At 60.2% G+C, this 18,358-nt stretch carries 17 protein-coding genes; 14 read left to right on the plus strand and 3 right to left on the minus strand.

The window, feature by feature from the left end; all coding sequences use genetic code 11:
• Positions 1-5: 5 nt before the first annotated feature.
• Positions 6-911 (plus strand): 5-dehydro-4-deoxyglucarate dehydratase, encoded by a 906-nt coding sequence (locus GBO37_RS16880; protein ID WP_252930107.1) that lies wholly within the window; start codon positions 6-8, stop codon positions 909-911.
• Positions 912-1,044: 133 nt separating this feature from the next.
• On the opposite strand, the gene GBO37_RS16885 is transcribed toward GBO37_RS16880, so the two are convergent.
• On the minus strand, positions 1,045-1,362 hold the full coding sequence (locus GBO37_RS16885) for an NIPSNAP family protein (RefSeq protein WP_252930108.1): 318 nt from the start codon (positions 1,360-1,362) through the stop codon (positions 1,045-1,047).
• Positions 1,363-1,580: 218 nt separating this feature from the next.
• Here GBO37_RS16885 and GBO37_RS16890 point away from each other — a divergent pair, with 218 nt between their 5' ends.
• The 6 genes from GBO37_RS16890 to GBO37_RS16915 all read left to right on the plus strand — a co-directional run bounded on the left by GBO37_RS16890 (position 1,581) and on the right by GBO37_RS16915 (position 8,182).
• Positions 1,581-2,558, plus strand: a complete 978-nt coding sequence (locus GBO37_RS16890) for a tripartite tricarboxylate transporter substrate-binding protein (protein ID WP_252930109.1) — start codon at positions 1,581-1,583, stop codon at positions 2,556-2,558.
• A 59-nt stretch (positions 2,559-2,617) separates the two neighbouring features.
• Positions 2,618-3,097 (plus strand): tripartite tricarboxylate transporter TctB family protein, encoded by a 480-nt coding sequence (locus GBO37_RS16895; protein WP_252930110.1) that lies wholly within the window; start codon positions 2,618-2,620, stop codon positions 3,095-3,097.
• Positions 3,097-4,614 (plus strand): tripartite tricarboxylate transporter permease, encoded by a 1,518-nt coding sequence (locus GBO37_RS16900; RefSeq protein ID WP_252930111.1) that lies wholly within the window; start codon positions 3,097-3,099, stop codon positions 4,612-4,614. The genes GBO37_RS16895 and GBO37_RS16900 overlap by 1 nt, the downstream gene beginning before the upstream one ends.
• 108 nt (positions 4,615-4,722) lie before the next feature.
• The gene (locus GBO37_RS16905; RefSeq protein ID WP_252930112.1) at positions 4,723-6,396 is read left to right on the plus strand and encodes a thiamine pyrophosphate-binding protein; all 1,674 of its coding nucleotides are present in this window, start codon (positions 4,723-4,725) and stop codon (positions 6,394-6,396) included.
• A 61-nt stretch (positions 6,397-6,457) separates the two neighbouring features.
• Positions 6,458-7,390, plus strand: coding sequence for a dihydrodipicolinate synthase family protein (locus GBO37_RS16910; protein WP_252930113.1), 933 nt, complete (start codon positions 6,458-6,460; stop codon positions 7,388-7,390).
• A gap of 78 nt (positions 7,391-7,468) precedes the next feature.
• The gene (locus GBO37_RS16915) at positions 7,469-8,182 is read left to right on the plus strand and encodes a GntR family transcriptional regulator (protein ID WP_252930114.1); all 714 of its coding nucleotides are present in this window, start codon (positions 7,469-7,471) and stop codon (positions 8,180-8,182) included.
• A gap of 42 nt (positions 8,183-8,224) precedes the next feature.
• Here the strand turns inward: GBO37_RS16915 and GBO37_RS16920 are convergent, their stop codons facing one another.
• Complete coding sequence (locus tag GBO37_RS16920; RefSeq protein ID WP_252930115.1) at positions 8,225-9,436, minus strand: helix-turn-helix domain-containing protein; 1,212 nt, start codon at positions 9,434-9,436, stop codon at positions 8,225-8,227.
• Positions 9,437-9,710: 274 nt separating this feature from the next.
• Between GBO37_RS16920 and GBO37_RS16925 the strand changes: the two genes are divergently transcribed.
• The 7 genes from GBO37_RS16925 (at position 9,711) to GBO37_RS16955 (ending at position 17,138) form a co-directional block, all read left to right on the plus strand.
• Positions 9,711-10,610, plus strand: coding sequence for a recombinase family protein (locus GBO37_RS16925; RefSeq protein ID WP_045980898.1), 900 nt, complete (start codon positions 9,711-9,713; stop codon positions 10,608-10,610).
• A 133-nt stretch (positions 10,611-10,743) separates the two neighbouring features.
• The gene (repA, locus tag GBO37_RS16930) at positions 10,744-11,928 is read left to right on the plus strand and encodes a plasmid partitioning protein RepA (RefSeq protein WP_042252870.1); all 1,185 of its coding nucleotides are present in this window, start codon (positions 10,744-10,746) and stop codon (positions 11,926-11,928) included.
• Positions 11,928-12,926: a plasmid partitioning protein RepB gene (gene repB, locus GBO37_RS16935; protein WP_084697179.1), complete on the plus strand. Its 999-nt coding sequence runs from the start codon at positions 11,928-11,930 to the stop codon at positions 12,924-12,926. The genes repA and repB overlap by 1 nt, the downstream gene beginning before the upstream one ends.
• A 480-nt stretch (positions 12,927-13,406) precedes the next feature.
• The gene (locus GBO37_RS16940) at positions 13,407-14,162 is read left to right on the plus strand and encodes a hypothetical protein (protein WP_045980916.1); all 756 of its coding nucleotides are present in this window, start codon (positions 13,407-13,409) and stop codon (positions 14,160-14,162) included.
• Between the two features lie 619 nt (positions 14,163-14,781).
• Complete coding sequence (locus tag GBO37_RS16945; RefSeq protein WP_204245734.1) at positions 14,782-15,150, plus strand: transposase; 369 nt, start codon at positions 14,782-14,784, stop codon at positions 15,148-15,150.
• Positions 15,147-15,503, plus strand: coding sequence for an IS66 family insertion sequence element accessory protein TnpB (tnpB, locus tag GBO37_RS16950; RefSeq protein WP_071209476.1), 357 nt, complete (start codon positions 15,147-15,149; stop codon positions 15,501-15,503). Before GBO37_RS16945 ends, tnpB begins: the two co-directional genes overlap by 4 nt.
• 69 nt (positions 15,504-15,572) lie before the next feature.
• Positions 15,573-17,138, plus strand: a complete 1,566-nt coding sequence (locus tag GBO37_RS16955) for an IS66 family transposase (protein ID WP_252930117.1) — start codon at positions 15,573-15,575, stop codon at positions 17,136-17,138.
• A gap of 229 nt (positions 17,139-17,367) precedes the next feature.
• On the opposite strand, the gene GBO37_RS16960 is transcribed toward GBO37_RS16955, so the two are convergent.
• Entirely contained in the window at positions 17,368-18,336 is a 969-nt protein-coding gene (locus GBO37_RS16960) for a hypothetical protein (protein WP_252930119.1), read from the minus strand.
• Between the last annotated feature and the right edge of the window lie 22 nt (positions 18,337-18,358).

Below are 18,358 nucleotides of genomic sequence, written 5' to 3' on the forward strand. Positions count from 1 at the left end.
ATTCCATGATCCCCCCTACCGAACTGCGCGAGATCATTCGTCACGGCCTGTTGTCCTTTCCGGTCACGCCTTTTGACGCACAGGACAACTTCGCTGCCAAACCGTTTCAAGCCCATCTGGAATGGCTGGCCCAATACCCCGTCGCGGGCCTGATCGTGGCGGGCGGCACGGGCGAGATGTTTTCGCTGGCACCCTCCGAGATCGTCGACGTCGTCCGCGCGACCAAGGCTGTCGCGGGGAATGCCCCGGTCATCGCGGGCTGCGGCTATGGGGTCCGCGTCGCGTGCGACCTGGCCCGTGAGATCGAGGCCGCAGGTGGCGATGGCATCTTGCTGCTCCCGCATTATCTGACTGAAGCGCCGCAAGAGGGTGTGGTCGACCGCGTGCGCCAGGTATGCCGTGCGACCAATATGGGCGTCATCTTCTACAATCGCGGACAGTCGCAGATCTCTGCTGAATCCCTTGCCAAACTTGTCGAGGAGTGTCCGAACCTGATCGGCTTCAAAGACGGCACAGGCGACATCGATACCGTGCGCCGTGTCACGGCCCTGCTGGGCGACCGCCTTTCCTACATCGGCGGCATGCCGACGCATGAACTGTTCGCCCAGGCCTATCGTGGGGCAGGCATGGCGACCTATTCATCGGCAGTGTTTAACTTTGTCCCGGAGACGGCGCTGGCATTCCACGGCGCCTTCAAGGCAGGTGACGACAAAGCCTGTGAAGCACTGCTGCGTGACTTCTACTATCCGTTCGCCAAGATCCGTGACCGCAAGGCGGGCTATGCCGTCGCCGCGGTCAAGGCCGGTGTGGCATTGCGCGGCTTCGAGACGGGACATGTCCGCGCGCCCCTGACCGATCTGACCGAAGAAGAAGTGGCCATGATGCGCGACCTCATCGCATCGCGCAGCTAATCACCAAAATCGCCCCTTCCGCCAGCGTACGGAAGGGGCGACGTCGATCATCAGTGGCATACGAGTGGTTCCGATTGGATATTGATGTCTCTGGCCGCCGACCCGGCGTTCTCACCTCTACGCTATCATCCAATCAACTCTTAAAAAACGGTGCTGGTGTCAGGATGGCATTGGTTTGCGAGATCAGATTACCAGCCTCGGCGCTCATCTTCAGATAGCTGACCCATGCCGGGTCGTTCTGCAGCTGTGTCCGGCGGGCTTCGCGGTCTGCGGCATTCTGGTAAGTCCAGACATGGACGTAGGAATTAACATTCCCCGTCTCCGTTGCCGCAAAAATTACGGGATCTCCAAGATGACGCCGCTGCGTCGGCCAGCCGTGTTCCGCGTACAGGGCCAGCTGCTTTTTAATCGTGCCCGGGCGACAGGTATACGTGCGGTGGTCATAAATCATGGCTCAATCCCTCGTTTATTTAGCGTCACTCGACAAATCCGGACATTGGTCACACAACACACTTTCCTGCGCAAGTATTAATATATATGGTTAGCTTCTGTCGCAGGTTGGCTTGCTCGACGCATGTCGACCGCACACGCGCCTGATGTACCGGGCGGCCTTGACGGAGGGTGGTGCCGGACCATGTCCGCGCCAGGTTGAAACGGAGGAGACTTGACGTGAAGCACAAAACATTGACGGCCATGCTGGCCACATGCGCACTCTACGGGATGCCGGTCACAGCATTTGCGGATTACCCCGAACAGGACATCAGGGTCGTTGTGCCATGGGGCGCTGGCGGCGGTACCGATGCGATCGTCCGCAAGCTGACACTCCTCGCGGAAGCCGAGATTGGCAGCACGATGTATGTCGAGAACATCGATGGCGGCATCAGCGCCACCGGGGTGAACCAGGTTATGCGCGCACAGCCGGATGGCCATACTATCGTGGCCCTGACCTATGACAGTATCGTCACCATCCCATGGCAAGACATGCTGCCGGGGTACGATATGGACAATCTCAAGCTGATTGCCCGTGTCACCAGCGAGCCTGACTCGCTCGTCATCAGCTCGGACGCCGAATACAAGACGTTGGACGATGTCGTCGCGGCAGCCAAGGCGGCGCCTGATACGATCCGCATTGCGGTTCAGAATATCGGCGGTCGTGTTCACCTGGCGCTGCTGCAACTGGAACAGCTGACCGGTGCCAAGTTTAAGACGGTCTCCTATCCCGGCGGCGCCGGTCCTCAGAAGGAGGCGATCCTGTCTGGCGAGGCGATAGGTGCGGTGACCTCGCTCGGCGATTTTGCCAACTTGCTGGAGGACAACACGGTCGTCGGTCTGGCCGAATTCTCGTCCTCGCCCAATCCCACCTACGGTGACGTGCCGATGGCCGAGGATCTGGGTGTCGATCTTCAGATCGGCAGTTTCATCGTGATGGCCGCACCCGCCGATACCCCCGACGACGTGGCTGCACGAATCGAAGCGGCATATAAAGCGGCCTATGACAGCGCCGAATTCCAGGAATGGGTCGCCAATGTTGGCGTGACCCCCGACTGGCTAGGCATGGGCGAGGTCACCGCGTGGTCCGAGCAGACCCAGACCGAGCTGTTCGGCCAAATGGACGCGCTGGTCGAGGCTGGCGTGCTGTCGAAGTAACCGGGCGACCCGGACATTCCTAGCGTCGGGCAGCAGCGCCCGACGCACCCCCAATTCCCATGGAGATCGACATGACAGGTCGCCCGAGGCTCCTGACGATGGAGTTTGCCCTGCCCGTTTTCTTCGTCGTCCTGACGACGATCTATCTGGCGCAGACCTTCGCCATCCGGGGGCAAAGCCAGGACTTCTGGCAGGGACCGCGGGCCATGCCCGTCGTCGCCGCCGTGATGATGTATGCCTTGCTGCTGGTATTGCTGATCCGACAGACCCGGCAGGACACGTCCCCTGACCAGCCGGGCGACATCCTGCGCCCCATCCTGGTGATGGTGGCGACAGGGGCGTACATCTTTCTGTTCCAGCCTCTGGGTTATGGCCTGTCGACACTGCTGTTCGTGTCGTCGCTGTTCGTTATCTTTGAGTTCCGGACCGCGCAGCCTGTGGCCTTCGTCCTGTATGCACTCGTCGTGACGGCAACGTTCTACATTCTCTATGCAGTGATCTTCGGCGTCCGGTTGCCGGCATTGTTCGGAGTGATCTGATGGATACGTTCCTGAGCTATTTTAACGGCTTTGCCGCTCTGACCGATCCGTTAAACTTTGCGATGCTGGTCGGCGGGTTCCTGATAGGGACCTTCTTCGGGGCGATGCCGGGCCTGACATCCGTATTGGCCATCGCACTGCTGCTGCCTGTCACGTATCAGATCGATGTCGTGCCCGCGCTGATCATGTGCGCGTCGATCTTCATGTCAGGAATGTACTCCGGGTCTATCACGGCGATCACGATCAACATCCCCGGCGCGCCGTCGTCGATGATGACGGCACTGGACGGCAACAAGCTGATGAAGCGCGGCAAGGGTGCCAATGCGCTTGGACATGCTGCCTTGGGGTCCATGATCGGTGGCACATTGGGGGCGGTTCTGCTGATGGCATTCATGCCGATCGCAGCAAAGGTGTCCCTGCTCATCCAGACGCCGGGCAAGTTTGCGCTGATTTTTTTCGCGCTGGTCGTCATCGTCATCGTTGAAAAGGGCAATCTGGCCAAGGCAGCCATAGCGATGCTGCTGGGACTGATGATCGCGACCATCGGCATCGACGAGTTGCTTTCGGTGCCGCGGTTCACCTTTGGGACCGAAAACCTGATCCAGGGCATCGACTTGATGCCTCTGGTCATCGGTGCCTTCGCGATCAGCGAGATCCTGATACAGGCACAGAATTGGCGATTGGAGAAGCAGATCGACCTGGATGCGGTCAACCGCATCAAGATCACCCGGCGGGATTTTATTCCCCTGTGGTCCGAAGTGCGTGAAATCGGTATCTGGGTATACCTCAAGAGCACGATCATCGGCTATCTGATCGGCATCCTGCCGGGTGCTGGGGGGTCGATGGCTGCCTTCGTATCCTATATCGAGGCGCGACGGGCATCACGCAAACCCCACGAGTACGGCAATGGCAGCCGCGAGGGCATCGCCGCCGCCGAATCCGCCAACAATGCGATGTGCGGGGGCGCCTTCGTGCCGATGCTGATGTTCGGCATTCCCGGCGACCCGACCACGGCGATCGTTCTCGGGGTTCTGGTGATCAACGGGCTGCAGCCCGGTGCGCGGCTGATGGAGAACCAGGCGGACCTGATCTCTCCCATGTTCGCTTCGCTCATCGTCAGCGCACTGATCCTGATCCCGCTGACCCTGTATCTGCTGGGACCGCTGTTCCTGAAGATGGTCACCATCTCCCGCGGGCTGCTTTACAGCGGTATCGCAGTGGTGGCGCTGGTGGGCAGCTATGTCGCCACGCTGTCGATCTTTCAGATGGCGCTGTCGCTGGTTCTGGGCATTCTTGCCTTTTACATGCGTCGCCAGAACTACTCCTGCGTAGCCATGCTGCTAGGATTTATTTTGGGGCCTGATCTCGAGCAGTACTTCCGGCGCGCGATGTCTCTGTCCGATGGGGATCCGACGATCTTCCTGACCAGTCTGGACAGCCTGTTCTTCCTCGGTCTGACAGCTGCGTTCGTCTACATGATCGTAATCCGAAAGCCCAAACAGCGCCCCGCAGTTTGACGCCACCGGCCCCCAAATGGGGGCCGGCTCTTGCCTTATCGGCTGGTGATGTCCGGCCACCTATCGGGTGCACACCCCTGCGCACCCCTCTTAGAAGGAATATGCATCATGCGTCATGGCGGACAGATCCTCATCGACCAACTGAAACTTCAGGGCATCACGCGCGTCTTTTCGGTTCCCGGCGAGAGCTTTCTGGCGGCTCTGGATGCGCTGCATGAGGCGTCGATCGAAAACATCGTCTGCCGTCATGAAGGCGGCGCCGCCATGATGGCAGAGGCCCATGGCAAGCTGTCCGGCCAGCCCGGCATTTGCTTTGTGACCCGCGGGCCTGGGGCAACGAATGCCTCGGCAGGTGTTCATGTCGCTCGTCAGGACTCGACGCCCATGATCCTGTTCGTGGGACAGATCGACAGGGGGCATCGCGACCGCGAGGCCTTTCAGGAGGTCGATTACCGCGCCATGTTCGGCCCCCTTGCCAAATGGGTGGCAGAGGTGGACAGGATCGAGCGCCTGCCCGAATACATCTCGCGCGCCTTCCATGTGGCCATGTCTGGCAGGCCCGGCCCGGTCGTTCTCGCGCTGCCCGAAGATATGCTGTCTTCCCATGCTGATGTCGCAGACATTCCGGCGATGGCTGCGCCGCCCTCTTCTGTCAGCGAGGCACAGGTCACTGCAGTCATCCGGGCTCTGTCTCAGGCAAGCCGGCCGCTGCTGATGGTGGGCGGGACATTGTGGGACCAGCAAGCCAGCGATGATCTGGCCCGTTTCGCGACGCGTTGGAGCCTGCCGGTGGCGGTGCCGTTCCGGCGCCAGTGCCATCTGGACAATCGCAACCCGAACTATGTCGGCGATCTGGGGATCGGTATGAACCCCAAGCTGGGTTCGCGCCTCAGCGAGACCGACTGCCTTGTAATGATCGGGGGCAGGCTGGGTGACAGCATGACCCGGGGATACGAGCTCCTGGACCCGGCGGCACCCCGCCCGACCATCGTGCACGTCTATCCGGATGCTGACGAGCTGGGTCGGGTCTATCGACCCGATCTGGGGATCGTTGCGTCCGCAGGAGACATGCTGGCGGCGCTCGCCCAAACCACCCCGCTTGAAATTCCATGGGGTGCATGGTCCGCAACGGCACGGGCGGAATATGAGGCGTGGGTCACGCCGAAGGAAACGCCCGGACGGGTGAAGATGGAAGAGGTGATCCACTGGCTGTCGAACAACTTGCCCAAGGATGCCATTCTGACCAATGGCGCCGGAAACTATGCGGCCTTCCTTCACCGTTACTTCGTCTACAAGGCGCCGTTCACCCAGTTGGCACCGACGTCGGGCAGCATGGGATATGGCTTCCCTGCCGCCATTTCGGCCGCCATTGCGCATAGGGACCGCACAGTCGTCTGCCTTGCCGGCGACGGTTGCTTCCAGATGACATTGAACGAGATGTCCACTGCAATCCAGCATGGTGCGGCACCCATCGTGATCATCGCCAATAATGGTCAGTACGGCACCATCCGCATGCATCAGGAGCGCCATTACCCAGGCCGGGTATCAGGAACCGCCCTTGCAAATCCCGACTTCACCGCACTGGCCCAGGCCTATGGCGGGTGGGGCGAGACCGTCCTTGATACGGCAGATTTTCCTGCGGCCTTCGCGCGTGCCAAGGCAGCAGGTCGACTGGCCATTATCGAGCTGCGCCTTGATCCCGAGGCGTTGTCATCCGGAGCCACTTTGTCGCAGGTACGTGCGCAGGGAGAAGCGGCCCGCGAAAAGGCGCATCTGGGATGACCGTGCACCAGACAGGATCGGGACGGAATACCTTTATCAGAGTCAGTCGAAGGGGGAGCGCGTGGTGGGCATTTCGTCACTGAAGGACTGCGTCGGACTGCATATCGTCGCGCAGACACCGTTCTGCGCGAATGGGGACCTGGATCTGGACAGCATCGACAGCCTGTCCGCCTTTTACTATGGACACGGGGCGCAGGGACTGACGATCCTGGGTGTCAGTGGCGAACAAACTAAACTGACCGCCGATGAATCGATCCTTGTCGCAAGGCAATTCATCCAGGCTGCCGCGGGACATCGGATTATCGCAGGTGTGTCCAGCCCAAGTCTCGCACAACTGGTGACAGTGACGCGGCATGTCATGGCCGAAGGGGCATCCGCCGTCATGATCTGTCCGCCGCGCGGTACGCACGGCGACGAAGATTTAATGCGCTATTTCGACGCGGTGTTCGAACGCATTGGTGATACGCCGACGGTTCTGCAGGACTTTCCAGGCCATTCGGGCGTCCGGATGTCGCCACCTTTGATCAGAAGACTGGTAGACGCGTTTCCGCAGATCGGTGTCGTGAAGGAAGAGGACCTGCCTAGCGTGCCCAAAATCACACGTCTACGCGCAGAATTGGGAAATCGGGTTCGCATTCTCACAGGGAACAACGGCCTCTATCTGCCACAGGAGCTGTCCCGTGGTGCGGACGGACCCATGGCCGGCTTTTCCTTCCCCGAGATGCTGTCAGGGGTCCACGCATTGTACATGGCGGGCGACATTGCAGCGGCACATACCCTGTTTGAACGATATCTTCCTCTTCTACGCTATGAGGCCCAAGGCGAATGGGGCATCGCGATCCGCAAGGAGGTCATGCGCCAGCGTGGAGCCTTGCACTGCTCGGCCCTGCGCATGCCCGGCCCCGTTTTGTCAGCCCAGGACCGTCGCGAGGTGGCCGAGATGGTCGCGCGCATGGACATTGGTTTTCAGTTTGACGCCGGAGGCGGGGATTGAAATAGCTATTTTTAGTCCGTCACAAGAGACATCATGCGTCGGGTCTCGCGACACGTCACCCAGAACGATCGGTACAAGATGAGCAAGGCGAACGGTTTCACAGCAGGTCCGACGCGCTCCGGCGAGCTCGCCATACACGGTAATGTCGCTTCGCAGCTTTATGACGACCTTAGGCGGCGGATCATTTCGCTGGACCTGCCGCCAGGTACGGTGCTGCTGCGCGCCGAATTGGCGGCGGAATACGGCGTTAGCCAGACACCCCTGCGTGAGGCGTTGCAGCGCATAGAGCAGGATGGACTTCTGCATGTGCATCCGCAGTCGAAGACCGTTGTCAGCAAGATTGACATTGCCCGCATCTACGAGGCGCATTTCATGCGCGTGGCTTTGGAAACCGAGGTGGTGCGCCAGTTGTCGCGCCAAGGCGCCAACGAAACCATATCCGACGCCAAAGCGATCATCCGCATGCAGGAGGCCATCGCCGATCAGCCCGATCAGTTGCGCACCTTTCAGGAACTGGACGATAGCTTTCATCGCGTGCTGTTCAGTGGCGTCGGACACGAGCGTTTGCATCAGCTCGTCAACGCTAGGTCCGGACACCTTAATCGTATGCGCAAAATGCAGCCGCATGATGAGATAAAAATCCGCCATATCCTCGATGGACACCGAGAGATCGTCGATGCCATTCTCAAGGCCGATGAGGATGCGGCAATCAACGCCATGCGGGCGCATCTCAGCCAGACTGTAACTAACGCACCAGAGTTACGTGAGAAGCACCGCGACTTCTTTACCTAGCTAATTAGGGACCACTCTATAAGGTGCGTAGTCCGAGCTTCCCTACTCTTCTTTCCGCTGCCGGCCCCCCGCCCGGCGCACGACATCATCCAAGCCCGACATCGCGGCATCAAGATCCGCCATGATCCGGTCCAGTTGGCCCTCGTCGCGCCCTCCCTTCATTCGGTCCAACGCACCGATCTGCTTCATGCGTTCGCTCGGCCCCTCGCGGCCGGCGCACACACCGCGACGAGCGGCCCCTGCCCCTCCCGCATGTCCCATCTGTACGGCCAGAGACGGCAGCGCCCAGAACCGCGAGGTGTTGCGGGCGGTGAGATTGCTGAGGCAGCCGGCATCGACGAGTTCGCCGATCAGCGACAGGGCGGTCCGGCGCGTCACGCCCAGATGATCCATGACCATCGCCGAGCTGATCACCGGCTGCGTCCGCAGATGGGCGATCAGGTCGCCAAGGCGCGACCGCCCATGCGCAGACGACGTCATGGCCGAGAGACGTGCCAACTCATGGCGCAGGGTCCCCAGATGACCGAGATCATGAGAGAGGCTCCGCGTGGCGGCCTCCAGGAACGTGGCCAGCCCGGTCATCGGCGACCAGACCCGGAAGCCGGTGCGGGTCAGCGATACGGAGGGCGGCACGATCCACCCGGCCACTGCCGGCATCAGCAGGCCCCCTGCCCTCTCGTCCAGCTCATCAGAACCGGCCCTTCGATCAGGAGACAGGCCCTGCAGATGACGCGCGGCACCCTCCACGGCCATGAAGATCAGCCGCTCGGCCACCGGGCTGCTGCGCCGGGAACGGAAGGCATAGCTGGCCGCTGCGCGCCATCCCGCCAGGATCGGAACGTGAGACCAGGCGCGACCAGCCTCCACGACCAGGGGCAGCTCCGCATCCTCGAGACGATCGCCCTCGTCGCGTGTCTGACCGATGGGCGTGGCGGCCGCTTCGATCCGGCGCAGCGCCGCGACCGGTTCGCCGAACGGATCCCCGGGCCGCCGGATGACGGTCAGAACCTTCAGAGCCATCTCGGCCGCCCGGGCATCCTCTTCCATCGCGGTGCTGCTGGTGAGACGCAGCACCATCCCCTGCGTGGAGATGCGCTCGCCTTCGAGGCCGACCGAGGCGGCAGCCTCCAGAAGGCTTGTCTCCATCCGCCACAGTGCAGCCAGGGCGGGGTCGGCCAAGAGGATGCCTTCGACCCTCGCTGCGTGGGTCTCGGCACTCAGAAGAAGCGATCCGACATCCATCTGATATCCCATGATTATGCCGCCAACAGTTTAGCATATTGCCAGCATTCTGCAGTTGCCTAGTACTTTCAGATGTTGGCTGAAGTCATTCCCATCCCGCCACTCAGGCAAATGAGATCCCGAAGGCGTTGGAATACGGCCCAGAGAGCGCAGGAAGGCGCGCATTTCCGTCCTCTGCTGGACGCAGTGGCTCTGCGCATCCGTAGGGCAGACGCAGATATCGGCGTTGCATCTGTTTACAAACGGTCGTTTACTGACGCCTACACGTTATGAAAGATGGCCCTCCATGCCGCTGATTGGCTATGCCCGCGTCTCTACGGATGATCAGACACTGCTGCCGCAGGCCCAAGCTCTGAAAGCCGCAGGTTGCTCAGTCATCCGCGAGGAGCACGGCTCCGGAGGCAATCGCGCCCGCCCCGTCCTGACAAGCGTCCTGGACGGTATCCGCAAGGGAGACACGCTGGTCGTCGTTCGGATCGACCGACTGGCCCGATCCCTCTCGCATCTGCTGGAGATCATCGAGCAACTCGAAGCACGGGGTGCGTTCTTTCGGTCCATCGAGGATCCGATCGATACGGCATCGCCCCAGGGGAAGTTCACGCTTCAGGTGCTTGGGGCGGCGGCCGAGTTCGAGCGGGCCCTGATCCGTGAGCGCACAAAAGCGGGACTAGCCAGCGCACGTCTCGAAGGCCGCATTGGCGGAAATCCCGGGCTGCGTTCCCGAAACCCGGAGGCGCTTCGCAAGGTACGCCTGGCGCGGCATGACGGCTACATGGAGCGCGTTGCCAAGACTGCAGCGGATTGGGTTCCCCATGTACGCAGGCTGCGCCCACACATGGCCTGGGAGGATATCCTGCGGATCACAAACGCCGCCCTGCCCGAGAACCGACAATGGACGCAGCCTCGGCTCTTGAGGGCTGTGCGGGCTTATGTTCGGGACGGCTTTCTTCCCGAAGAGGTGCTCGGGCGTGCTGCCCGGCGCGTTGGCGACGACCGTCTGCCGGCGATCGTGGCTGCGATAAAGGGGGCTGATCCCCAGATCACCCTGCAGGCCATCTGCGATCGCCTAGAGAAGATGCGTGAGCGCACCCCCCGCGGGCGGACAACGTGGCAGCCCTCATCGGTCAAGATGCTGCTGGCACAGGCTGAGAAGTTTGGGATGCGTTCTCCATCAGCACCACACTGATCTACGGCTCTTTGTCCGTCTAAGTCTTGCCCGACGACAAATCGCTTGCGCGAATCCGACTTGATTGGCAATAGTCACGGAAAAGGGCGATCAAACGCCAAAATCCGTGACCGAGTTTGGGGCAGTGACGATAGTGACTAGGGCTAACACACAGGAAAACCTGAATGCTGTAATTCGGGGCCACTCGGAACTTCTCGCATCTCAGCTTCACTCGCAGCGGGAAAGTTTGTTCCCACCCGATGCATCCAAAACAATGCGTAAATTTACGTCAGGTGAAGCCGCGGCTTTGCTCGGCGTGAATGACTCATATTTACGCAAGCTTCATCTAGACGGCAAGGGACCTTCCCCAGAGGTTACATCGGGTAATAGACGACAGTACTCTGCCGACGATATTCAGTGCTTGAGAGTTTTGCTGGAGAAAACTGCGCGGAAGCCTGGCGACTATCTACCTGGCCGCCGTTCGGGCGACCATTTGCAGATCATCGGGGTTATGAACTTCAAAGGTGGCTCTGGAAAGACCACATCTGCTGCTCACCTTGCCCAACGACTGGCGCTCAAAGGTTATCGTGTTCTGGCAATTGACCTTGACCCTCAAGCATCGTTGACAGCTCTCCACGGTGTTCAGCCTGAGTTTGATCTACCTAACGGCGGCACTCTCTATGATGCCATTCGGTATGATGCGCCCGTTCCAATAACAGAAGTAATCAGGCCGACATACATCCCGAATTTGGATCTTATACCTGGCAACTTGGAGCTGATGGAGTTCGAGCATGAAACTCCACGAGCACTTTCGCGCGGTAGTGCAGGATTGTTTTTCTTTCGCGTGAAGGAGGCATTGGCCAAAGTTGATGACAGGTACGACGTTGTCGTAATCGACTGTCCGCCCCAGTTAGGCTTCCTCACGATGTCTGCATTGTCAGCCGCAACGGGTGTCTTAGTCACAATCCACCCGGAAATGCTTGACGTGATGTCCATGAGCCAATTCCTTCGCATGACTGCAGACTTAATGGATGTCATTGCAGACAGTGGTGCGGATATGTCCCATGACTGGATGCGGTATCTTTTAACCCGCTATGAGCCAACAGATTCTCCGCAAAACCGCATAGTCGCTTTTCTGCGCACGATGTACTCGGACAAAGTTCTCAATGCCCCAATGCTTAAATCCACTGCAATTTCTGATGCCGGATTGACAAAGCAAACACTTTATGAAGTCGAGAGGAGCGCATTTACGAGGTCCACTTACGACAGAGCAATCGAAAGTCTGAATGCAGTCAATGATGAGATCTCGCAGCTAATTCAGAAAACGTGGGGGCGGTAATGGCAAATAGCAAGAAACGGCGCATGTCGATGCTGGACAATCTCTCAGGAGCAGGTACCGCACCGCCCGCTGGAACCATGATGTCGAGTAATCGAGCGCTTAGATCGGCGCGTGATGCGGTTGATGCTCACAACGTATGGGATCTTGATCCGGCGCAAATTGATGATGATCGTTTCGCAGATAGATTAGACCCCAATGACGTTCAGGATCTTCGAACCTCTATCGAGCAAAACGGTCAGACTGTCCCGATTCTTGTGCGTCGACATCCAAGTGAAGCGGACAGATACCTTCTGGTTTATGGCCGCCGCCGCCTTGAGGCCATCAAAGGCTCAGAGCGAACCGGAAGGATTAGGGCGCTCATTGCAAATCTCGATGACACGGCAGCGCTGAAGGCCCAGGTTTCTGAGAATACCGGACGGCGTGACCTTAGCTATATTGAGCGAGCCTTGTTTGCCCATGAGCTACTTAACAGTCAGTTTGGCAATCAAACACAAATTGCCGAAGTACTGAATGTGACCCGTTCGGCAGTTTCGATGGCCATTGCTTTGGCAAAAGCAATTGATCCTGCTCTCGCCCGCGCCATAGGACCGGCTCATGGTGTTGGCAGACCCCGTTGGGAAGCGCTAGCGAAAGATATGTCGGCGGCAGGCTCCGACCAGGGCTTGCTGTGCTCCATCGCTGAAAGTGCGCGCAGCCAAGGGGCTTTTGAAGCTGGTGAAATGAACGACGAGGTTCCCGCCTTGGATGCCTCTGTTGTAGCGTTTGAAGCAGTTTCAAAACATGTCAAACGGCAGATCAGCCAAAAACGTGAACGGCCACATGTTAACAAAGCAGTGGCGTTGACCATTGACGGCAAGCCTGCCGGATCCGCGAAAAGGACGGATGGTGCCATCCGCCTGGACTTAACGAACGTTGACGACGGCTTCGCTCTTTGGCTCGCGGATCAAGCTCAGAATATTGTTTCTGAACTTCATGATCGGTGGAAGCAAGATGCGTGAGAATAAGTGCGGCGCCTCTAGCGGCGCATCAAAACGCAAAATGCGGATCAATGAGGGCGAGTTCACAGCTGTGAACATTAGTTCGACTGAAACTAATGACCCCATTCAGCGACCACCTACGTCACGCTCCACACGTTATCGGGCTCTTGCATGTGGAAACTGGGCTGCGATTGCCCTGCCTGAGCGGCGTGGATTTCGTGTCTTGGAACAGCTTAGCAGCGCTGATCTGCTTCTGTTCAATATGTTACAGGAGTACCCATCATGGATTAAGTCGTGATCAACCTTAACGAAAAACCCCCCGCGCGGGGGTCCGCACGAGGGGGTTTGGGAAAAACTCAGGATTGGCGTCCTGAATTAGCAGCTAGTTTTCACCTGCTATAGTTATCCTCCCACTCCCAAAAATCAAGAGCAAACAGCGCATCTGTGCGAACGGATACGGCTTGCCTGCGGACACCGCGCTTCTTGATCGAGGAGCAGCAGATGAGTATCAACAAGGCCGCAGAACGCGGCAGTTTTTTCAAACGCATCAACCGCGTCATTGATGGCGCGCGTGCCGATGGCAGTGCGGCCGATCGCAAGCCTATCCATGGCAATTCGCGCCGTAAGGGATCATGCGAGGCGTCATTCTGGCGCGGGACGTCACGCCAGGACGTGCAGAAGGTCCTGATGGCGGCCCGATACTATGACCGTGCAAAGAAGGAACGCGGCAAACGGAACGGCCCCCTCGGCGGGATCGCTTTGGAGGTTTTAGCGCTGTTCGCGAATTTGGTGAACTTCAAGTCGGGCCGACTGGACCCGTCCCTGGACTACATCACCGAAAAACTTTGCCGGTCGCGAGACGCGGTTGTGCGGGCACTAAAGGCACTGCGCGATCATGGCTTTCTGGACTGGCTGCGCCGCTTTGAGCCTGTCCTGAACGAGGGCCGGGGACCGCAGGTCCGGCAGGTCAGCAATGCTTATCGCTTGTCCGCCCCTAAACGCGCCCTTGCGCTTCTCGGGCGGTGGGCTGGTCGGCCGGCAGCGCCGGATGACGACCAGGCAGCGCGCGAGGACCGCGTCGCAGTGGAAGCAGAGCATGTCGAGACCCTCGACCTGGCTGGACTGGCAGCATTCAAGATCGAGGACTCAGCTCTTGCGAAGGCTCTCGCACTGATGGGCAGGGCCATAGATTTACGCGAGTCCGCCAAGCGGACTGAATCCCAATCTATCTCTTTCTCTTATGCTCAAACCCAATGATGATGCCGCACATTGGGACCCTAACGCACGCATACGTCAGTTCTAGCCAGAATATATCAAGCCGGTGAGCGGACGCAGCACCCTTAGATAAAACCGCAGTTCTGGCGGAGCGGTTGTAGTGGCTGTGAATAACAGCACAATGCGGCAGCGAGCCAATACAGGACCGTTTCGCGCCGTGATGCGTTTCTACAGAAGCTTTCTTGCGGCCTTTAGCTTGTGCTGCACCATCTCAGGGCCGGTATCTGCAAACAGCATTTCAGGCCAAGCAAGCGTAATGGACAGTGACACCATCAAGATCAGGGGCGAACGCATCAAACTTGTTTCGGTTGACGCACTTGCTTCCCGGCAGACCTGTCTTGATGCTGGAGGCTGCGCCTGGCGCTGTAGTCTACAGGCGGCTTTGGCGCTGTCAGACATATCGCGTCCAGCCCGATAGTCTGTCTTTCGCAAGGCAGGGACCTGTACTGTGTAAGCGCGACGCGGCCCCCCTCCTGCCGCTTCTGATCTGACCGGGCCATTTTCTGTACGCATGAGCGTTGGAGGTGTTGGTTTGGAACGAGACGGCAAAGTGGGCGTCCATTTGGACGGCCCAGGGGACGGCAGGGTTTCTCGGCTAGAGGTGATCGAGGGGCCGAGCGGGCGTCGGCGGCGCACGAAGGCGGAGCGGGCGCGGGTCGCTGCGGAGAGCCTGGTGCCGGGGGCCTCGGTAACGGATGTCGCGCGGCAGCACGGGACGACGCGCTGGCAGGTCTACGACTGGCGGAAGAAGTTGCGGACGGGGCAGCTTGTCGTGCCCGAGAGCGTGGCGGCCCTGCCGATGTTTGCAGAGTTGGTCGTCGAGGGTCCCGCAGCGGCGATGCCGGCAGAGACGGAGGTCGCCACCGGCGTGGAGATCGTTGTCGGCGATGTCGTGATCCGCGTCGGGGCCGACGCCGATGAGATCCTGCTGACCAGGTCCATCCGGGCGGCGCGGACGGCGACATCATGATGCTCGGTCAGGGAGGGCCAACAAAGGTCTATGTGGCGACGCGCCCGGTGGACTTCCGCAAGGGGATCGATGGCCTCGCGCTGGCGGTGCAGGAGATGTCCGGGCTCGATCCATTCTGTGGGGCGGTCTTCGTCTTCCGCTCGAAACGGGCGGACAGGATCAAGCTGCTGGTTTGGGATCAGACCGGAATGGTGCTCGTTCACAAGCGCCTTGAGGGAGGCAAGTTCGTCTGGCCGCAGATGCGGGACGGAGTGATGCGGATCTCCTCGGCGCAGCTGGCGGCTCTGTTCGAAGGGTTGGATTGGCGGCTGGTGCGGCCGGAACGGGCGCGGCGTCCGCTGGTCGCAGGGTGAGCGGGCGGACGCACGGGAATTCCCTGTTTTTGCTAGCCAGAACCGCGTTTGCGTGATTCACTCCGAGGCATGGATGCCGATGCCCTCAGCCGTGAGAACGCTCATCTGAAGGCCCGCCTGACCGAGGTCGAGGCGGCGCTCGTGGAGGTGCAGGAGGCCAATCGTCGGCTGGAGGGCATCCTGCGGGCATCGCAGCGCGAGCGCTTCGGCAAGAGTTCCGAGAAGCTGTCACCCGACCAGTTCAATCTGCCGCTCGAGGATGCCGAACTGGCCCAAGGCGTCCTCGCGGCCGCGCAGGAAAAGGCAGAGGCCGCGCTTGCCCAAACGCGCGGGGAAGAACCTCGCAAGCCCGCGCGCAACCGCGGGCATCTGCCGGCGCACCTGCCCAGGGTCGAGCGCGTGATCGAGCCCGCCAGCATCCAATGCCCCTGCGGCTGCGGTGAGATGGCCCGGATCGGGGAAGATATATCCGAGCGGCTCGACGTAATCCCGGCGCAGTTCCAGGTGCTGGTGACGCGGCGCCCGAGATACGCCTGTCGCCGCTGCTCGCAGGCCGTCGTGCAGGCGCATGCCCCTGAGCATGTCGTCCCTGGCGGGCTGCCGACCGAACGGCTGATCGCGTGGATCATCGTCTCGAAGTTCGGCGACCACCTTCCGTTCTACCGCCAAGCGGGGATCTTCGAGCGGCAAGGTCTCCACCTCGACCGTGGCACACTCGGCAACTGGACGGGGCGCGCCTGCTTCCACCTGATGCCTGTCATCGACCACATGAAGGCTCATCTGCGCAGCGCCGACCGGATCTTCGTGGACGAGACCCGCGCGCCGGTGCTCGATCCGGGCCGGAAGGCTACCAAGAGCGGCTACTTCTGGGCCGTCGTGTCCGACGATCGCGGCCATGGCGGTGTCGGTCCGCCCATCGTGCTGTTCCACTACGCCCCCGGCCGAGGACGGGAGCATCCGCTAAAGTTCCTCGCCGGATACCGCGGCCGGTTCCTGCAATGTGACGCCTACCAGTCCTACAACGCGCTGACCGAGATCACGCGCGATGAGGGGCCGTGGCAGTTGGTCAATTGCTGGACCCATGTCCGCCGTCGCTTCGTGAAGCGCTTTGAAAGCGAGGGCTCGCCCATCGCCGAGGAGATGCTGCGCCAGATCGCATTGCTGTATCAGATCGAGAAGACCGTGCGCGGCCAGGCTCCCGCCGACCGTCTCGCCGTCCGGAGCGCCCAGGCCGCCCCGATCATCGCCGCGCTCAAGCCCTGGCTTGGAACTCAGCTGTCGCGCATCCCGCAGAAATCCCTTCTGGCCGAGGATATCCGCTATACCCTCGCGCATTGGCCCGGCCTGATCCGCTTCCTCGACGACGGCACCCTCGAGCTCGACACCAACCCGGTCGAAAACCAGATCCGTCCGATCGCGCTGACCCGCAAGAACGCCCTCTTCGCCGGCAACGAGGTCGGCGCCGAGAACTGGGCCATGCTCGCCTTGCTCGTCGCCACCTGCAAAATGGCCGGCGTGAACCCCGTCGACTATCTCGCCGACACCCTCCGCGCCATCCTCGACGGACACCCCAAATCCCGCATCGAAGACCTCATGCCCTGGCGGCACGCACAGCCGTCAAGCCTCACCGCATAGGGCCGCGACGTCGCGCTTACTGTACTGTGGCGCATAGCTTTGCCTTTTCTGTCAGGCAGTCTGTCCCTGGTGCCTGCCAGTTTGACAAAAGCGGACAGTCATAGGTCGGCGTAGCATCGACGTGAATAGCCTCTATAGCTGCCGGTCGGCTGGCGCCGTGGTCGCGAAGCCGCATTCCCGGAAACGGCCGTTCGGCCAGAGGTGATCAAGTTCGGGAAAGCGGCTCCGGTCATTGATCCATGTAGGTATCCTGCCAACAACTCAGGCAAAGATCGCCGCCCATCGGCGAGCTTTTGCGGGCGTGGATGACTTCACCGCAGGACCTGCAGGTCACCTCTGAGCCGTGGCCGCAAAGGAAGCAAACTGGGTCATCGATCTCTATGACGAAAGTCTCACGCAGGCACTTCTTGCATTCGACATACGGCGGATCGCCCCCGTCCTTGGCGGCCAAATAGGCATCACCCGCGAACACCTCTGCGACCACGAGCTCGACAAAATCGGGCGCGTCCAACAATGTTCCGCAGCCATGGCAGCCACCGTCGATCATCTCGGGGTTATCATTATCCGCGTTCGACTGTCGAAGCAGGGTCAGTCCACAGGAGGCACATGATGGAAGATTATCCTTCTCAAGGTGGTTGAACCAAGGCATTGCGGCGAGTGTCGCGAGGCACTCCACTTGAAGCTTGCGGTAAAGCTGATCTTGCTCAGCGATATATGTCCAGCTCGATCCGAGCACATCGGCAGGGCTTTTGCTAAGAATCCGGAAGAAGTCCGCAACGATCGGGAAGCACGCACCCATTGCGGTCTCGATCGTGGGCCTCGTGTGCGAATGGGAGGAATGCTCGATGTCGTTGCGCATGGATCTCAGAATGTCGAAGGCCGTTTTCGCCGGGCCCTTCACCCAAGGGAGCCCGAGATCCTTGAAGCGCTCTTCGAGCTCAGCCACATCGATTGTCGCGTTGCCCTTGGCCTCAAAGCGTATCCCGCCGATCCCGTCAGAGACCGGCCGGTGTCGCGATGCTAGCAAAATCTTCGGATCTGCTCCCGGGGCGCGGCTGAGCAGGCATTCCTTGCCCAACAAGAGAATGCCGGAGTAGAAGTTCCTGATGGCACTTATCGCTCGCTTCGGATCCCGCGACCTGATGTCTTCGATGCCGAGCTCGATAGAGTCTGCCGCGTTCTTGAGAATGGATGCCATAATTCTTCCGTCCGTTTGACTG

This window comes from Paracoccus sp. 08 (genome assembly GCF_024105395.1).
Lineage (GTDB): Bacteria > Pseudomonadota > Alphaproteobacteria > Rhodobacterales > Rhodobacteraceae > Paracoccus > Paracoccus marcusii.